Origin of the sequence: Sphingobium anseongense, assembly GCF_037725245.1 — a bacterium.
GTDB lineage: Bacteria > Pseudomonadota > Alphaproteobacteria > Sphingomonadales > Sphingomonadaceae > Sphingobium.
This window is the reverse complement of sequence record NZ_JBBJUL010000008.1, coordinates 122,985-138,138: the sequence shown is the minus strand read 5'-3', so window position 1 is coordinate 138,138 and position 15,154 is coordinate 122,985. Positions and strand designations below refer to the sequence as shown.

Sequence of the window (15,154 nt, the reverse complement as noted above, 5' to 3'; positions counted from 1 at the left end):
GATGAACAGGCGCAATGGCCTGTCAGCGCTCGATAAATGTCGGACACCCGATCTCATTCACAACCAATTCAACCTGCGTGCGTTAACCTTGCGTGGCGATGGGCGTGAGGATGCAGGAGATAGACGATGATCGGGACCGGGACAGGAAAGGCCAGGCGATTGCTGGCGGCGCTCGGGCTGACCGGCGCGCTCATGCTCGGCGGCTGCGCCTATGACGACGGCTATGGCTATGGCGGCGTCAGCGTGGGTTCGGGCTATTATGGCGGCGATCCCTATTGGGGGTCGAGCTATTATCGCCCCGGCGGCTATGGCGGCTGGTACAATGATTATTATTATCCGGGCACCGGCTATTATGTCTTTGACCGGGGCGGCAAGCGCTATCGCTGGAACGATGGCCAGCGCCGCTATTGGGAAGGACGGCGCGCCGAACGGCCCGGCGGCTGGAATCGCCGCGACGACGACCGGCGCGGCAATGACGGACGCAACTGGCAGGGCCAGCGCCGCTATGACGGCCGCCCCGATGGCCGCTCCGACGCGCGGCCAGGCCGCCAGTGGCGCAACGATGGCCAGCGGGCGGTGACCCCGCGCGTCGAACGGCCCCAGCGCGCCGTGACACCCCGCGTTGAACGGGCGACGCCTTCGGTGCGATCGGAAGGCCGCGGCAACTGGTCCCGCGGCGAACGGGGCGGATCGTCACGGCGGGGCCGGGGCGATTGATGCGGCATAGTTACGGCTTCATTCTGGCCGGCATGGTCTTGCTCCTGCCGGCCTGTGACGGGCGTGAGGAAAGCGCGCTCGAAAACCTGGCCAACGGCGCAAACCCGGCGGTGGTAGAAAATACGGTGAAGGCGGAGGCGCTGTCGGTGATGGAGCCGCTCGCGCCACCCGCGCCGGGCACGCCCGGCGGCCTGCCGATCACGCCGACGCCCGTGGTCGAGCGCGCGATCGACCCTGCAAGCGCGCAGGGCGCGGCGCAGGTGGTCCAGGGCTATTACGGCCTGCTGGAGGAAAAGCGGTTCGAAGAGGCGCAGGACCTGTGGTCGGAAAACGCGCCGGCGGGCAGTGAAGACGCCGCTGCCTTCGCCACACGCTTCAGGGGTTTTAGCGAAATTCACGCCAATGTCGGTGCGCCGTCCGAACCGGAAGGCGCGGCGGGATCGCTGTTCGTGACCGTTCCGGTTCAGGTCTATGCCCGCGTCGCTGCAACCGGCAAGCCATGGTATGCCTTGCGCAAGGTCGTGTTGCGGCGGGTCAATGACGTGCCCGGCTCCAGCGAGGCGGACAGGCGCTGGCATATTTCCAGCATCGGTGCCTATGTCGCGGCGGAAACGAAGCTTGAATCCGCACCCGCCGCGATTTCGGCGACAGACGGTATCAGGCGGAAACAGTCGCCTTGACGATCTTGCCCGGCGTGCGCGGCGGCTCGCCCTTGGGCAGCGCGTCGACATGCTCCATGCCCGACGTCACCTGGCCCCACACGGTATATTGACCGTCCAGGAAGGTCGCGTCGTCGAAACAGATGAAAAACTGGCTGTTGGCGCTGTTGGGGTTGGACGAACGCGCCATCGAACACACGCCCCGGACATGCGGTTCGCGGCTGAATTCGGCCTTGATGTCGGGTTGCTTCGATCCGCCCATGCCGGTGCCGGTCGGGTCGCCGCCCTGCGCCATGAAGCCGGGAATGACGCGATGGAACACGACGCCATCGTAAAATCCCTCTTTCGCCAGCGACGTGATGCGCTCGACATGGCCGGGGGCAAGGTCGGGGCGCAGCTTGATGACGACATCGCCGCCGCTGTCGAGGGTAAGGGTAAGCGTTTCGTCGGCCATGGGAGTCCTCTTTGGGTTATGATGCCGCCCATATAGAGGCTGCGCCGCACGATGGAAGGCCATTCCTCCCCGGACCGGGGAGGGGGCGAAGCGAGTGGTGGAGGGGGCTGGCGGCCTGACGCGGCCTCGCATCAGGACAATGTTCTTGCCGTCCGCCCCTCCGCCGCGCTTCGCGCGCCACCTTGCCGGAACGGGGCAGGATCCTATTCGCCCCATTGCTTTTTCATGCTGCGTGAGCGAAAGCATGCCGATGCTACAGGAACCGGACAGTTGGGGGCGCCATGACAGAGCGCGGCGATTCCGCCGATCCCCGGATGCACGGCGACGGTGACGAAGAGGTTCTGACCCAGCAGGTCGGGGCCGAAGAGGCGCAATCCAGCCATGACGAGGATGACCGGTTGAAACCCGGCTTCGTGTCCGCCGTGCTCGACGCGGTGGAAGATGGCGATACCGACCGCGCGCGCGCCCTGGTTTCGCCGCTCCATCCCGCCGACATCGCCGACCTTCTGGAACTGACCCCGGCGGACCGGCGTGGCGATGTCGCGGCGGCGCTCGGCGACCTGGTCGGCGCGGAAGTCCTGTCGGAACTCAACGACTATGTGCGCGAAGACCTGATCGGCGCGCTCGCGCCCGAACAGGTCGCCGAATTCGCGTCCGAACTCGACACCGACGACGCCGTCGCGATGATCGAGGATATGCAGGAGGCCGATCAGCAGGCCGTCCTCGATGCGCTCGACCCGGAAGACCGCGCCGCCATCCAGAGCGCGCTGTCCTACCCGGAAGAATCCGCCGGTCGCCTGATGCAGCGGGATCTGGTGGCGGTCCCTGAACATATGACCGTCGGCCAGGTGATCGACTATCTGCGCGACAGCGGCGACCTCACCACCGACTTCTGGGAAATCTACGTCGTCGACGCGATGCACAGGCCGGTCGGCTACTGCCAGCTCAGCTGGATACTGACCTGTCCGCGCACCATCGCCATGACCGACCTGATGAAGCGCGAACAGACGCTGATCCCGGTCGACATGGACCAGGAGGAAGTGGCGCTGCGCTTCCAGAAATATGCGCTGATCTCGGCTGCGGTGGTCGATGGCAGCGGTCGGCTGGTCGGCATGATCACCGTCGATGACGTCGTCCACATCATTTCGCAGGAAGCGGGCGAGGATATTCTCCGCCTGTCGGGCGCGGGCGAAGGCGACATCAACGAACCGATCATGATGACGGTGCGCGCGCGCCTCACCTGGCTGGTGGTGAACCTGGGCACCGCCATGCTGGCCGCGTCCGTCGTCGGCCTGTTCGAAGGAACCATCGAACGGTTCGCGATGCTCGCCGCGCTGATGGGCATCGTGTCGGGCATGGGCGGCAATGCCGGTACGCAGACGCTGGCGGTGGTCGTCCGCGCGCTCGCCACCAACCAGTTGACCGATTCGAACACGGTGCGGATGATCGGCCGCGAATTTCGCATCGCCGCCACCAACGGCGCGACCTTGGGCACGCTGATCGGCATCGGCTCCTACATGATCTATGGCCGGCTCGACCTGTCGCTGGTGTTCGGCTGCGCCATCCTGCTCAACAATCTGGTCGCGGGGCTGGCGGGCGTGCTGATCCCGGTCACGCTGGACCGCAACAATGTCGATCCGGCGGTATCGTCGGCGGTGTTCGTGACGATGATGACCGATTCGCTCGGCTTCTTCACCTTCCTTGGCCTTGCCACGCTGTTCCTGCGTTGAACCGGGGCGGCTCACGCCCCAGATCGTCCCCATGCCGCTGCACCTGACCAAGATCGCGTTTCAGAGCGAAAGCCCCGCCAGCCTGCGCGCCTGGCTGGAAAGCCATAGCGATGCGGGCGAGGCGCGGCTGACGACGCGCTACCTGCCCAAGCGGATCGAGGAAATGGCCGGCGGTTCGCTCTACTGGATCCATGGGCATATGCTGGTCGGGCGCAGCCCGATCCTGGGGTTCGTCGAAAACGGGCAGGGCCGCTACTGGATCAGGCTGGAACCGCGCCTGATCCCGGTACGCGCCTGCGCCAGGCGCGCGCATCAGGGCTGGCGCTACCTCGCCCAGCAGGATGCGCCGCCCGACCTTGACGATGGCGAAGCGGACGATCGCGACGCCATGCCCGCGGCGCTGCTCGGGCGACTGGCAAAGCTCGGGCTGGTGTGACGCGCGCGTGAATTCCCTGCCCTACAAATTCGCTGTCCTACAGTCGCCCGGCCATGCCATCGTCGCAAGCAAGCTCTTTCCCATCGTCGATCCGCCACATGCATACCGGCCGATAGGAACAGTGCCGGGCAATAAAATATCACATCGGGCGTGAAAAGTGCGAAGTTAAGCGCCGCGACTCGCCTCAGTCATTGGCGGCTTGCGCGCGCTCCAGCTCGTCGGGCTTGCGCCTGGCGAACAGCGCGGCCAGCTTGCTCTCCTCGTCGGCCGTCAGTTCCTTTGCCGCATCGGGGAACATCTCGTCCTCCTCCTCCTCGATATGGTGGAGATAGCGTTTCTTGAGTTTGTCGAACGTCTCGTTCCATTCGGCGCTGTCGCACGCAATATCGTCCAGATCGTCGAGATAGTCGTCGATCTCCTTGTGCTCGGCAACGCTATGCTGCGCATCCTCGCGCAGGTCGGGCCGCGACAGCATGGTCGCGTAAAGCGTTTCCTCCTCGGCCGCGGCGTGGGCCGTCACTTCGACCTTGAACTGCGCGAACAGCTTTTCCTTCCGTTCCGGCTCGTCGCGCGCATCCTCCAGCTTGGCCAATAGCTGGCGGTGTGCGTCATGATCCTGCTTCAGGCGGTCGAATATCGTGGCGTCTGCCATGGGCTGCATCTCCTGGGGGTGGGAGAAGGACAACGACCTCAGGCGAGCTTGGCTCCGCCGATGGCGTCGTCACCCCAGAAGGAAACGAAAAAAAAGGCTGACGGGAAACCACAGGCACGCGCCCAAAATGCTGGCGGCCCACAATTGCCGCACGTCGCGGCGGAACCGCAGCGACAGCCTGTCGTCCGGCGCGTCACCGGCTTCCAGCAGAATCCATCGCCGCTCCAGCGCCCCTGCGGCGATGGCAAAGCCGCCGATCGCGACGATGACACCCAGGTGGAACGGCAATGAACCGCCGGTGCCGACGACGATCAGAATCTGCAGCAGCGCAAAGCACATGAGCGCCGCGGCGAGATGGCTGCTCATCCGCTTGCGATAGTTTCTTCCCCGTCCACTCGCGCCGTCGCCGAAAGTCGTAGCCATTCATATGTCCCGCAAGCTCGCCCCGGCAGAACAGCATGAACGCACCCCGCGATCAACAGGCAAAGCGAACGTACGGCCAGATAGTCAGGCTGTCCGGTCGCGGCGATGGCCGGCGATCAGGGCTGCTCGGCCTGTTCGCGCATCCGGCGCTCGGCGAACCATTGTTCCAGCATCTTGGCGGTACAGCCCGAAAAGCCGTTGCTGCCGATGGCGGAACAGCTGCCCGGCAAGGTCTGGCGCTGGATATTTTCCATCGTCGCGACCTGGCTTCCCCAGCCCGGCCCGCCGATGGCTTCGGGCTTCTCGCGCAGTTTCTTGGGGATGCGATAGCGCTCAGCCTCCGGCCTGCGGGCGCACACGACAATTTCATTGTCGTCCGCGCTCGCCGGGCAGGGATCATCGCCATAGACGATCAGGTTGAAGACGCGGTCCGGCGGCGGTTCGGGTTGCGCCAGCGCGGGCAGAGGCGACGCGAGCGCCAGCGTGGACAGGATGTAGAAAGCGGGAGGGCGCATCATTTCAAAGTCCTTGCCGCCCCTGTCCTGATCCCGCCAGCGCCCCCGCCGTCAATATCTGCCCAATCGACGCCGCCAAGCGCCGGAAACCGTCAGGGCGCGGGACTTGCCGGCGTCGCGGCCTTTTCCTCGGCTGCGACGCGCGCCTCGATCGCCTTTGAATCGACGTCGATGGTCGACAGGCGGCGGGCGCGCTCGGCTTCGACCAGGTCCTTCCAGCTGGCGTTATCGGCTTGCTGCCGCTCCGCCTTCGCCAGGCGAGCGAGTTGCGCAAAGCAGCCGGTCGCACCGCCACCGCCGACCGGCGAGCAGCTTTCGGTGCCGGTGCGGCCCACATATTCCATCGACCGGACACGTTCGCCCCACGCCTGATTCACCGGCGCATTGGGATCGCCCCGCAGCGGTTCGGGTATGCGGTAACGCTCTTCCTCGCCCTTGCGCGCGCACACGACGATGTCGTCGGCATTCGCGCTGGGCGGGCATGGGTCGTCGCCATAGACGATCACCAGGTTCACGCGCTCGGACCCCGCCACGGCCGCAGGAGCCGCCTCCTGCGCCAGCGCGGGCCAGGCGGTGCCCATCAGGAGCAAGGCGGCGATCAGGGGCGTCTTCATTGGTGCAATATCCTCAAATGCGCTTCGACAGCGCGATGGCGGCGCGGCAACCCAGCCGGATCGCACCCGACAGGAGCGGATAGGCAATCGCCTGTTCCGCACCATGCGCGATAGCGGCAGCGCGATGTTCGACTTCCTCAGCCTGAAAATCCGTGATCGCGGCAACAAGTTCCGGGTCATCGGTGCCAAGCTGCACGAGCTGTTCGGTATAATGGCGATCGATTTCCGTTTCGATGGCAGCCGTGCAGGCCATCGCTGCCTTCGGTCCGATTGCAGCGGTGACAGCGCCCAGGGCAAACCCGGCGACATTCCATATCGGTTGCAGCGCCGTCGGGCGTACAGCCCGTTCGGTCAGCATCGCGTCGAAGCGCTGGCGGTGACGCTCTTCCTGATGCGCCATGCCGGCGATAACCCGGCTGACCGGATGACGATCGCCCATCACCGCCAGTTGCCCGGCATAGATCCGCGTCGCGCCATATTCGCCTGCCTGATCGACCCGCAGCATGGCAGCGCGTGCCCGATCGGTAACGCGCGTGCCGGGGCGGGGAAAATCCTGCGTCCTGCTCATGCTGTCTTCCTCGATTTGGCCAACAGCATCAGGATGGCGGACGCCGCCCCCATCGACAAGAGCCCGTTATAGCCTGCGAGCGAAATGCCAAGCAGCGACCAGGGGGCGACATCGCAGCGCGCCAGCGGAGCGGCCATGATGGCGTCAAGCATATTGGCGGCATCCCCCGCGCCCATCGCGGTCGAGCAGGCGGTCAGGCCCTCCCACCAGCCATATTCGACGCCGGCGTGAAACAGGCCGATGACGCCGCTGGTCGCGACCGCAAGGGCGGCCAGCCCCGTCAGCAGGCGGCTCATGGCCTTGTTGCGCGCAGTTGCATAGGCCATAAGCGCCAGCGGTATCGCCGCCATGTGCGGGTACCGCTGCCACCAGCACATTTCGCATGGATGCAGGCCGCCCAAATATTGCGACGCATAGGCACCGCCCAGCAACATCAGCGGCGTTGCCAGCGCCAGTGCGCGGGCGAGGGGCAGCGGCGTCACGCTATCAGCGAGTCGCGGGCTTGCGCGCCATCAGACGCTCGGGCTGCTGCGCCCGCGCCACGACGGCGCCCGGCTGTCGCGCCAGACGGCTTATGGTCTTGAGCGCATAGTCGAGCTGGAAATCCTCGATTCCACTTTTCTTGAGCGACTCTGCAGTCATCGCGAAGCGAGGATCGTCCTTGGCATCCTCTTCCAGCGTCTTGGTATCGAGCTTGGCTTCGTTGATCAGGTGCCGCCGCAGGTCGCTTTCGCGGAATTTGGGGCGGCTCTTGTAATCGGGGTCGGAAATCTGCGGCACGCGGATATCGGGTTCGATCCCGCCTTCCTGCACTGACCGGCCAGAGGGCGTGAAATAGCGGGCGGTGGTCAGCTTGAGCGCGGTCGTATTGCTCAAGGGGAGCATGGTCTGGACGCTTCCCTTGCCGAAGCTGCGTTCGCCCATCACCAGCGCCCGATGCTGATCCTGCAACGCGCCGGCGACGATCTCGGAGGCGGAGGCAGAGCCGGCGTCGACCAGCACAATGACCGGCAGACCCTTGGCGTCGTCGCCCGGCTTGGCGTAATAGCGTTCGACATCGCCCTTCTGCCGGCCGCGTTGCGAAACGATTTCGCCGCGTTCGAGGAACACGTCGCTCACCGACACGGCTTCGTCCAGCAGCCCACCCGGATTGGACCGCAGGTCAAGCACATAACCGGTTGGCCGATGTCCCAGCGACTTGTCGATGCTGCGGATCGCCTGGCGTACATCGGCCCCGGTGTTGGCCGAAAAGCTGACGATATTGATGACACCGATGCCGTTTTTCACTTCCCACTTGACCGGCTTGAGCTCGATGATCTCGCGCGTGATGCTCAGCTCGATCGGCTTGTCACGGCCCGAGCGGACGATCGTCAGCTTGATCGCGGTGCCAGGCGCGCCGCGCATCTTTTCGACCGCCTCATCGAGCGTGCCGCCATAGATGAGCTGGCCGTCGAGATGGGTGATATAGTCTCCGGCCTTGATCCCCGCGCGCCAGGCGGGGGTGTCTTCGGTCGGCGCGATCACCTTGACCGCGCCATCCTCCTGCGTGACCGAGAGGCCGAGGCCGCCATAGCTGCCTTCGGTCTGCGTCCGCAGATTCTGGAAATCGCGCGCGTCGAGGAAGCTCGAATGCGGATCGAGGCTGGCGAGCATCCCGTCGATCGCGCCCTTGATCAGCTTTTCGTCATCGACCTTTTCGACATAATCGCTGCGCACCTTCTGGAACACGTCCATGAATTCGTCGAGCGCCTTGTAGCTGCTGCCTTCGGCGTCTGCGAGCGCGGCGGTGGTGGCAGGAATGAGGGCGATCGCGCCAAGCGCGATCGTCGCCTGGAACAAGGGGCGCTGGAAGAAAGCGGATTTCATCGGGTTCGTGAGTCCTGACAGAGGTATAGCCGCAATATAGGCGCTTTTATGCCGCGACGCAAAAGCGCCGCTCGACCAATGTCGTTCTGAAGCGATGAGCGTCCGGTTAACGCGAAGAACTCATTCCAGCCCCACCAGCGGGACGATGTCTATGGGTCGGCCATTGCGGCGCAACTCCACGGTGATGCTGGGGCGTCCCGCTCCTGCGACGCCCACGGGATCGCCCTGCCGCACGCCATCGCCCACACTGGTTGACAGGCGGTCGAGTCCGGTGATGAGCGTCGTCCATCCCTGGCCATGGTCAATGATCAAAATCTGGCCATAGCCGCGATAGGGCCCGGCAAAGGCGACCCGGCCGGCGGTGGGCGCAACCACCTGCGCGCCCGCCTGGGTGGCTATCGTCAGGCCTCGGGTGCGGATGCCGCTGTCGGCGACCTCGCCCATGCCGGTCACGAGTTGGCCGACGACGGGAAGGCGGTAGGGTGGAGGACCCGTGACCCGGCTTGCCTGCTGCTCGGCGGGCGGCATGGCCTCGCTTGGACGGGCAGGGCGCAGGATCGGGCCGGGCAGGGCGGCCAGCCGCTCGCGCAGGTCACCGGCTTCCTCGATCCGATCCATCAGGTCGACGATGTCGCGGGCACGTTCGCCCAGCGCGAGCGCGCGGTCGCTTTCGAGCGCGGAACCTGAGCGCAGGTCCCGGGCGGCGAGCCGCTTATGCGTTTCCAGAGCGCGCAGCGCCGCCTGTCGTTCGGACAGTTGGGTTCGGCTGTCGGCAAGCGCCCGTGCAGCCTGTTCGGCGGTGGCGCGCAAGGCTCGACTGCGCGCTAGCTCGGCGCGAAGGCCGGCAGTGCGGTCGCGGATGACGGGCAGGACCGAGGAAAGGACAGCGCGCATATGCACGGCGTCCGCCACCGATCCCGGCTGGACCAGCGCGAGGGTTATCGGGCGGCGTGCCATCATCTGGAGCGCGGCGGTCAGGCGCACCACCGGCTCCTGCCGGGTGGCGAGGCGCGCGGCCTGCGCCCGCTGGAACCGGGTGATGATCGCGATCCGGGCCTGCGCCATCTGGATTTCCGCTTCGGATTCCTGAATGCGCGCCGCCATGGCGGCAGCGCGGCGTCGCGCGCGATCCGCCTCTTCGCGGGCGAGCGCGGCCTGCCGGTCGAGCCGCGTCGAGCGCTCGCGGGCGTCTTCGGCCTGAGCGCGCGCGGCCTTGAGTGCGGCCTGCTCTTGTTCGATGCTGGTGGCGGCGGTGCCTGGCAGAATGATGTCTTGCGCCGGCGCGCCGGTCAGTCGCGTCGCCGCGGCGACCGATGCAATGGCAAGCGCCCCGATGATCCTTGTCCGCTGCACCCTGATCCATCTTCCCACTGGACGCCCATTTTCGGGATCGGCGCTATCCTTCGCGATGATAGGGGTGATTGGCAAGGATTGAGCAGGCGCGCCACAATTGTTCGGTGAGCATCGCGCGCGCCATCATGTGGGGCCAGGTCATGCTGCCGAAAGCAATGAGCAGGTCGGCGTTCGCCCGTTCGGCTTCATCAAAGCCGTCCGCTGCGCCGATCAGGAAACGGCATTCGCGTGTCCCCCCGTCCCGCCAGTTTTGAATATGACGGGCGAAATCCATCGACGACAATTGCTGGCCCTTTTCGTCCAGCATGACGGTAACCGTGCCCGATGGCGCAGGCGGCAGTTTGCCACCCCGATCGGGCAGTTCGGTGACTTTATGCGGCAAGGTCAGTCGCTTGCGATAGCGATCGACGATATCGGATTCAGGCGTCCGGCCGATCTTGCCGCGGGCGATGATGTGGAGGAGCATCTGACAAACATCCGTTCGTCCAGAGCGAAGTCGAGGCGCTTCGCTCCGCTCAGAGACAGGCTTCGACTTGGCTCAGTCCGAACGGACGAGCATCAAGCCTCAGGCCGTTCCCGCCACCGGCGCGTCGACGAAGCCCCACATCCGTTCCAGATTGTAGAAGCTGCGCACTTCGGGCCGGAACAGGTGGACGATCACGTCGCCCGCGTCGATCAGCACCCAATCGGCCACTGGCAGGCCCTCGATCCGAACGGGACGTCCGGTCGATTGCTTGACGCGCTCGGCAAGATGCTGGGCGATCGCCGCGACCTGGCGCGACGATCGGCCGCTGGCGATCACCATATAATCGGCGATGCTGCTCTTGCCTTCCAGTGGGATCGAGATGGTTTCCTGCGCCTGATCGTCATCGAGCGACTGAAGCACGAGAGCATGCAGGGCGGCCACGGAATCGACCGAAGCGGCCGTATCGTTGGCAGGGAGGGGTCTGGTCAAAAAAGCTCCATTCTAGACGACATACCGGCGCGTGAGCGCATCGCGCACACGCACTTCTTCATATTCGCGATGCCAGAGAGGTTCCGCCTGCCGAAGCAGGGTCGCCGATCTTGGATCAGGGCGAAAGCGCAACAGCACGAGCGCCGGCGGTCTCCAATTCGTCCAGTCCGTACCCTGGCTTGGCGACCGGACGAAATGCCGCAGCCAGCCCATGGCCACAGAGCCACGCGCATCGTCATCATAGCCCGGTCTGGCGATCACGGCAATGGGTAACTGGCGGGCGATGTCGCGCCAGTCCTTCCACTGCGCCAGTTGGGCAAGATTGTCGGCGCCCATCAGCCAGATGAAGCGGTTGCGGCGATAGCGGCGCGCGATGGCGCGCACCGTGTCCACCGTGTAGCGCGTGCCAAGCCGCGTCTCGATCGCGGTGGCGCGGATCGGCGCGCGGCGCGCGACCTGGCGCGCGCGCGCGACACGGGCGGGCAAGGGCGCCATGCCGGATCTGGGCTTGAGCGGATTGCCCGGCGATACCAGCCACCATACCTCGTCCAGCCCCAACGCGCGTATGGCGAAGAGCGAGATCGCCCGGTGCCCGCCATGGGCGGGGTTGAACGATCCACCCAGCAGGCCGATTTTCATCGGGGCCAGATTTTCATCAGGGATAGCTGACCGTCTTGGGACGACCCTGAGGCACCGGGATATGCTCCTGGTCGTCGCCCGGGATCAGCGAGAAGCGCATCGCCTCCCAATCCTCGCGCGCCTGCATCAGCCGGTCCTGCGAGGAGGAAACGAAGTTCCACCAGACATGGCGCGGGGTTTTGAACGCTTCGCCGCCGCACAGCATGACGCGGCCGCCATCGACGCTGTAGAGGCTGGCGCGTACGCCGGGACGCAGGACATAGAGCGTCTGCGGCGTCAGCGCGACGCCATCGAGCGCAGCGTCGCCGCCCGACAGATAGATGGCGCGCTCTTCCGCATCGGCATCGATGGGCACGCCGCCGCCGGGCTGGAGCATGATGTCGGCATAGATGGTGTCGGCATAGGTGGTGACGGGCGCCGTCTGGCCCCACAGGGTGCCCATGATGACGCGGGCGCGGGCGTGGCCATAGTCGATGATCGGCAGGCCGCCCTCGCCGACATGTTCGAACGCCGGGTCCATTTCCTCTTGGCGGTCTGGCAGCGCGAGCCAGGTCTGGATCGCCGAGAGCTTGGACAGCTTGGCGCGGTCTTCGTCCGGCGAGCGTTCGGAATGGACGATGCCCTTGCCCGCGGTCATCAGGTTGACCGCGCCCGGCTCGATCAGTTGCTGCGTGCCCAGCGAATCGCGGTGCAGGAACGCGCCTTCATACATATAGGTGACGGTCGCGAGGTTGATGTGCGGGTGGGGGCGCACGTCTATGCCCTGCCCCGGCGCGATTCGGGCGGGGCCGGCCTGATCGAAGAAGATGAAGGGGCCAACCATGGTGCGGCCCCTGGCGGGAAGGGCGCGGTGAACCTTGAAATCGCCAAGGTCATGAGTGGCGGGCGCGATCGTCTGGATGACAAGGTCGTCGAGGGTCATGCGTCCTCCGGGGCCCTGGCCTTGATGGCGAGGGCGTGAACCTTGTCGCGCAGCAGGTCGGCGAGCGCCGAATTGACGAGCCGCTGGCGCGCGACGCGGCTTTGCCCGGTAAAGCGGTCGGAGACGATTTCGACCGTGAAATGGCTTTCGCCCGATCCGTCATGGCCGGCGTGGCCGCGATGGCTTTCGCTGTCGTCGATGACGGCGAGGCGTTGCGGGGACAGGGCGGCGCGCAGCCGTTCCTCGATTTGGCGGGCCACCGGGCCTTTGAGCATCTGGGTCATTGCGCCTATATAGACGGCCTGACACAGACTTGCATCAGGACAATCTTGGCTACCGATCCCTTCTCGAACCGGCGTTTCAATCGCTTTCACGGCCGCGTGGAGGGCGACCGGCCCTGCGGCGTCGAGGGGTGCGCGGAGCCGGGCGAATTTCGCGCGCCGCCCGAAGGCGGCCATAGATCGGGCGGGGAGGGGCCGCGCTGGCGCTGGTTCTGCCTGAATCATATCAAGGCGTTCAACCAGGGCTATAATTTTTTCAGCGGCATGACGCCCGACGAGATCGAGGCGGCGCAGCGGCCCTTTGCCGGGTGGGAGCGGGAGACGCGCGCCTTTTCGACCAACGCGGCTAGCCCGCCGCCAAAATGGGCCGATTTTTCCGATCCGCTCGATGCGATCGGGGCGAAATATCGCGACCGGATGGAGCGGGCGGCGCGGGCGCAGCAGGCGCGGCAGGATGGCCGGGCGCTGTCGCCCGACGACCGCAAGGCGATGGACGTGCTGGGCCTGGGCGTCGATGCCGACCGCAAGGCGTTGCGCCAGCGCTATACCGAACTGGTGCGGCGCTATCATCCCGATCATAATGGTGGGGACCGCAGCCATGAAGGGGCGTTGCAGGCGGTGATCGAGGCCTATGGCCGGTTGCGCAAGGCGGTCGCGTTCGCCTGAGCAGGCGCTTAACTTCGCACTTTTCACGCTCGATCGGACATTTTCTGTCGAGCGGATGGAATATTGTTGCGTGTGAGGGGTGGGGTCGTCGGACGGTGTGAAAGAGCCGGTTCGGGTATAGCGGCCGGGCGGTCTGTAGGACAGGTATTTGCCGAGCCGGGGATGCTGCAATCATCCTGGCCTTGTGATGCCGTTCCCCCGCTGCCATAGCCCGCCTCCCTTTCGGAGACATCCCTATGACCCGCGCCCTGGGCCTCGATTTCGGGACGACCAACAGCGTCGCGGCGATGGCCGACGGCGCGGCATCCGGGCTGGTCGACTTTGCGGGGCGCCATGCCACGGGCGCGGTGTTCCGGTCGGCCCTGTGCTTCTGGCACGAGGACGGCGCCAGGGGCGGGATCGCGCATGAGGCGGGTCCCTGGGCGATCGCCGAATATCTGGAATATCCGCAGGACAGCCGCTTCATCCAGTCGTTCAAGTCGGTCGCCGCCAGCCCGATCTTCGAGGCCGCGAGCATATTCGACAAACGCTATCGCTTCGAGGAGCTGGGGCGCATGTTCCTGGCGCGGATGATCGCCCATGCGGGCGGCGCGCTGGACGATCGCCCCGAACGCATCGTCGTCGGCCGCCCGGTCGAATATGCAGGTTCCCGGCCCGACGAGGCGCTGGCGCGCAAGCGCTATGACGCGATGTTCAGCCAGTTCGGGGCGGCCGTTCATTATGTCTACGAGCCGCTGGGCGCGGCATTCAGCTATGCCAGCCGACTGACCGATCCGGCGACGATCCTGGTCGCCGATTTCGGCGGCGGCACCAGCGACTTTTCGATCGTCAGGGTGGAAGCGCCCGGCAGCGACGGACGCACCCGGCGGCGCTGCACGCCGCTGGGGTCCGCGGGCATCGGCATCGCCGGCGACCGGTTCGATTATCGCATCGTCGATCATCTGGTGCTGCCGATGCTGGGCAAGGGCGGCAGTTACAGGAGCTTCGACAAGCTGCTGGAAATACCGCGCAGCTATTTCGCCGATTTCGCCGAATGGTCGCGCCTTGCACTGATGCGCAACCGGCGGACGCTGGAGGAACTGGCGCGGCTGATGAAGGCGGCGAGCGATCCGGCGGCGATCGGGCGGATGATCACGATCATCGAAAAGGAGCTTGGCTATCCGCTTTATGATGCGGTGGGGACGCTCAAGCGGGCGCTGTCGCAAGCCGATACCGCGCATTTCCACTTCGAGGGCGGCGGGCTGACCATCGAGGCCGACGTCGCCCGCGCCGATTTCGAGCGCTGGATCGCCCCGGACATCGCCCGGATCGAAGCGACGGTCGACAGGGCGCTGGGCCGGGCGGGCGTGCGGGCGGATGCGATCGACCGGGTGTTCCTGACCGGCGGATCGTCGCTGATCCCCGCCATTCGCGCGCTGTTCGCGGCGCGTTTCGGATCGGGCCGGATCGCGACCGGCGGGGAACTGACGTCGATCGCGCATGGGCTGGCGCTGATCGGGCAGGAGGCCAATCTTGCCGAATGGGCCGCTTGATCCTTTGCTTTTTATGACTCTATATTCCATCCGGGCGTCGCACCGACCCTTCGATGCGGGTCTTCGGCTTCGCCTGGCCCCTGTTCAGGGCGAGCGGGCGTCATAGGGGTTCGTCAACAACCCCGGCACCGCGTACGCCACTGTCGACACGCCCTTCCCGGATCGGTTAGGG

The 15,154-nt window shown here is 65.8% G+C and carries 20 protein-coding genes; 6 read left to right on the top strand and 14 right to left on the bottom strand.

Annotated features, from left to right (window positions below; genetic code table 11):
- Nucleotides 1-126 precede the first annotated feature (126 nt).
- Both WG908_RS12425 and WG908_RS12420 read left to right on the top strand, forming a co-directional pair.
- On the top strand, nt 127-717 hold the full coding sequence (locus tag WG908_RS12425) for a hypothetical protein (RefSeq protein ID WP_340186907.1): 591 nt from the start codon (nt 127-129) through the stop codon (nt 715-717).
- Complete coding sequence (locus WG908_RS12420) at nt 717-1,397, top strand: hypothetical protein (protein ID WP_340186906.1); 681 nt, start codon at nt 717-719, stop codon at nt 1,395-1,397. Before WG908_RS12425 ends, WG908_RS12420 begins: the two co-directional genes overlap by 1 nt.
- Here WG908_RS12420 and WG908_RS12415 read toward each other — a convergent pair.
- Nucleotides 1,375-1,830 (bottom strand): peptidylprolyl isomerase, encoded by a 456-nt coding sequence (locus WG908_RS12415; RefSeq protein ID WP_340186905.1) that lies wholly within the window; start codon nt 1,828-1,830, stop codon nt 1,375-1,377. The genes WG908_RS12420 and WG908_RS12415 overlap by 23 nt on opposite strands.
- Nucleotides 1,831-2,111: 281 nt before the next feature.
- Here WG908_RS12415 and mgtE point away from each other — a divergent pair, with 281 nt between their 5' ends.
- Together mgtE and WG908_RS12405 are read left to right on the top strand one after the other, a co-directional pair.
- A complete protein-coding gene (gene mgtE, locus WG908_RS12410; RefSeq protein WP_340186904.1) occupies nt 2,112-3,560 on the top strand; it encodes a magnesium transporter in 1,449 nt (482 codons plus the stop codon).
- Between the two features lie 31 nt (nt 3,561-3,591).
- The gene (locus WG908_RS12405) at nt 3,592-3,996 is read left to right on the top strand and encodes a DUF1489 family protein (protein ID WP_340186903.1); all 405 of its coding nucleotides are present in this window, start codon (nt 3,592-3,594) and stop codon (nt 3,994-3,996) included.
- A gap of 184 nt (nt 3,997-4,180) precedes the next feature.
- Here the strand turns inward: WG908_RS12405 and WG908_RS12400 are convergent, their stop codons facing one another.
- From WG908_RS12400 to WG908_RS12340, 13 genes are all read right to left on the bottom strand, one after another.
- A complete protein-coding gene (locus WG908_RS12400) occupies nt 4,181-4,648 on the bottom strand; it encodes a hemerythrin domain-containing protein (protein WP_340186902.1) in 468 nt (155 codons plus the stop codon).
- 69 nt (nt 4,649-4,717) lie between these two features.
- Nucleotides 4,718-5,071: a hypothetical protein gene (locus tag WG908_RS12395; protein ID WP_340186901.1), complete on the bottom strand. Its 354-nt coding sequence runs from the start codon at nt 5,069-5,071 to the stop codon at nt 4,718-4,720.
- Nucleotides 5,072-5,187: 116 nt separating this feature from the next.
- Nucleotides 5,188-5,589, bottom strand: a complete 402-nt coding sequence (locus tag WG908_RS12390; RefSeq protein WP_445326717.1) for a hypothetical protein — start codon at nt 5,587-5,589, stop codon at nt 5,188-5,190.
- Nucleotides 5,590-5,678: 89 nt separating this feature from the next.
- Nucleotides 5,679-6,200 (bottom strand): hypothetical protein, encoded by a 522-nt coding sequence (locus WG908_RS12385; protein WP_340186900.1) that lies wholly within the window; start codon nt 6,198-6,200, stop codon nt 5,679-5,681.
- Between the two features lie 13 nt (nt 6,201-6,213).
- Nucleotides 6,214-6,768 carry a demethoxyubiquinone hydroxylase family protein gene (locus WG908_RS12380; RefSeq protein ID WP_340186899.1) on the bottom strand — a complete coding sequence of 185 codons (555 nt, stop codon included), beginning with the start codon at nt 6,766-6,768 and terminating at the stop codon, nt 6,214-6,216.
- Nucleotides 6,765-7,250: a disulfide bond formation protein B gene (locus WG908_RS12375; protein WP_340186898.1), complete on the bottom strand. Its 486-nt coding sequence runs from the start codon at nt 7,248-7,250 to the stop codon at nt 6,765-6,767. The genes WG908_RS12380 and WG908_RS12375 overlap by 4 nt, the downstream gene beginning before the upstream one ends.
- A gap of 4 nt (nt 7,251-7,254) precedes the next feature.
- Complete coding sequence (locus WG908_RS12370; RefSeq protein WP_340186897.1) at nt 7,255-8,634, bottom strand: S41 family peptidase; 1,380 nt, start codon at nt 8,632-8,634, stop codon at nt 7,255-7,257.
- A 120-nt stretch (nt 8,635-8,754) separates the two neighbouring features.
- The gene (locus tag WG908_RS12365; RefSeq protein ID WP_340186896.1) at nt 8,755-9,987 is read right to left on the bottom strand and encodes a murein hydrolase activator EnvC family protein; all 1,233 of its coding nucleotides are present in this window, start codon (nt 9,985-9,987) and stop codon (nt 8,755-8,757) included.
- Nucleotides 9,988-10,030: 43 nt separating this feature from the next.
- Nucleotides 10,031-10,453, bottom strand: coding sequence for a 23S rRNA (pseudouridine(1915)-N(3))-methyltransferase RlmH (locus tag WG908_RS12360; protein ID WP_340186895.1), 423 nt, complete (start codon nt 10,451-10,453; stop codon nt 10,031-10,033).
- A 99-nt stretch (nt 10,454-10,552) separates the two neighbouring features.
- Nucleotides 10,553-10,942: a ribosome silencing factor gene (gene rsfS, locus WG908_RS12355; protein WP_340186894.1), complete on the bottom strand. Its 390-nt coding sequence runs from the start codon at nt 10,940-10,942 to the stop codon at nt 10,553-10,555.
- A 12-nt stretch (nt 10,943-10,954) separates the two neighbouring features.
- On the bottom strand, nt 10,955-11,581 hold the full coding sequence (locus WG908_RS12350) for a nicotinate-nucleotide adenylyltransferase (protein ID WP_340186893.1): 627 nt from the start codon (nt 11,579-11,581) through the stop codon (nt 10,955-10,957).
- Between the two features lie 16 nt (nt 11,582-11,597).
- Nucleotides 11,598-12,503, bottom strand: coding sequence for a pirin family protein (locus WG908_RS12345; RefSeq protein ID WP_340186892.1), 906 nt, complete (start codon nt 12,501-12,503; stop codon nt 11,598-11,600).
- Nucleotides 12,500-12,787 (bottom strand): BolA family protein, encoded by a 288-nt coding sequence (locus tag WG908_RS12340; RefSeq protein ID WP_340186891.1) that lies wholly within the window; start codon nt 12,785-12,787, stop codon nt 12,500-12,502. The genes WG908_RS12345 and WG908_RS12340 overlap by 4 nt, the downstream gene beginning before the upstream one ends.
- A gap of 45 nt (nt 12,788-12,832) precedes the next feature.
- On the opposite strand from WG908_RS12340, the gene WG908_RS12335 reads away from it, so the two are divergent.
- Nucleotides 12,833-13,450, top strand: a complete 618-nt coding sequence (locus WG908_RS12335) for a J domain-containing protein (protein WP_340186890.1) — start codon at nt 12,833-12,835, stop codon at nt 13,448-13,450.
- A 236-nt stretch (nt 13,451-13,686) separates the two neighbouring features.
- The gene (locus tag WG908_RS12330) at nt 13,687-14,982 is read left to right on the top strand and encodes an Hsp70 family protein (RefSeq protein WP_340186889.1); all 1,296 of its coding nucleotides are present in this window, start codon (nt 13,687-13,689) and stop codon (nt 14,980-14,982) included.
- The last annotated feature ends 172 nt before the right edge of the window (nt 14,983-15,154 follow it).

Excerpts from the sequence above, each read along its gene's own strand:
- WG908_RS12425 (WP_340186907.1), top strand. The coding sequence starts at position 127 with ATGATCGGGACCGGGACAGGAAAGGCCAGGCGATTGCTGGCGGCGCTC.
- WG908_RS12420 (WP_340186906.1), top strand. The coding sequence starts at position 717 with ATGCGGCATAGTTACGGCTTCATTCTGGCCGGCATGGTCTTGCTCCTG.
- WG908_RS12415 (WP_340186905.1), bottom strand. The coding sequence starts at position 1,830 with ATGGCCGACGAAACGCTTACCCTTACCCTCGACAGCGGCGGCGATGTC.
- mgtE (WP_340186904.1), top strand. The coding sequence starts at position 2,112 with ATGACAGAGCGCGGCGATTCCGCCGATCCCCGGATGCACGGCGACGGT.
- WG908_RS12405 (WP_340186903.1), top strand. The coding sequence starts at position 3,592 with ATGCCGCTGCACCTGACCAAGATCGCGTTTCAGAGCGAAAGCCCCGCC.
- WG908_RS12400 (WP_340186902.1), bottom strand. The coding sequence starts at position 4,648 with ATGGCAGACGCCACGATATTCGACCGCCTGAAGCAGGATCATGACGCA.
- WG908_RS12395 (WP_340186901.1), bottom strand. The coding sequence starts at position 5,071 with ATGGCTACGACTTTCGGCGACGGCGCGAGTGGACGGGGAAGAAACTAT.
- WG908_RS12390 (WP_445326717.1), bottom strand. The coding sequence starts at position 5,589 with ATGATGCGCCCTCCCGCTTTCTACATCCTGTCCACGCTGGCGCTCGCG.
- WG908_RS12385 (WP_340186900.1), bottom strand. The coding sequence starts at position 6,200 with ATGAAGACGCCCCTGATCGCCGCCTTGCTCCTGATGGGCACCGCCTGG.
- WG908_RS12380 (WP_340186899.1), bottom strand. The coding sequence starts at position 6,768 with ATGAGCAGGACGCAGGATTTTCCCCGCCCCGGCACGCGCGTTACCGAT.
- WG908_RS12370 (WP_340186897.1), bottom strand. The coding sequence starts at position 8,634 with ATGAAATCCGCTTTCTTCCAGCGCCCCTTGTTCCAGGCGACGATCGCG.
- WG908_RS12360 (WP_340186895.1), bottom strand. The coding sequence starts at position 10,453 with ATGCTCCTCCACATCATCGCCCGCGGCAAGATCGGCCGGACGCCTGAA.
- WG908_RS12350 (WP_340186893.1), bottom strand. The coding sequence starts at position 11,581 with ATGAAAATCGGCCTGCTGGGTGGATCGTTCAACCCCGCCCATGGCGGG.
- WG908_RS12345 (WP_340186892.1), bottom strand. The coding sequence starts at position 12,503 with ATGACCCTCGACGACCTTGTCATCCAGACGATCGCGCCCGCCACTCAT.
- WG908_RS12340 (WP_340186891.1), bottom strand. The coding sequence starts at position 12,787 with ATGACCCAGATGCTCAAAGGCCCGGTGGCCCGCCAAATCGAGGAACGG.
- WG908_RS12330 (WP_340186889.1), top strand. The coding sequence starts at position 13,687 with ATGACCCGCGCCCTGGGCCTCGATTTCGGGACGACCAACAGCGTCGCG.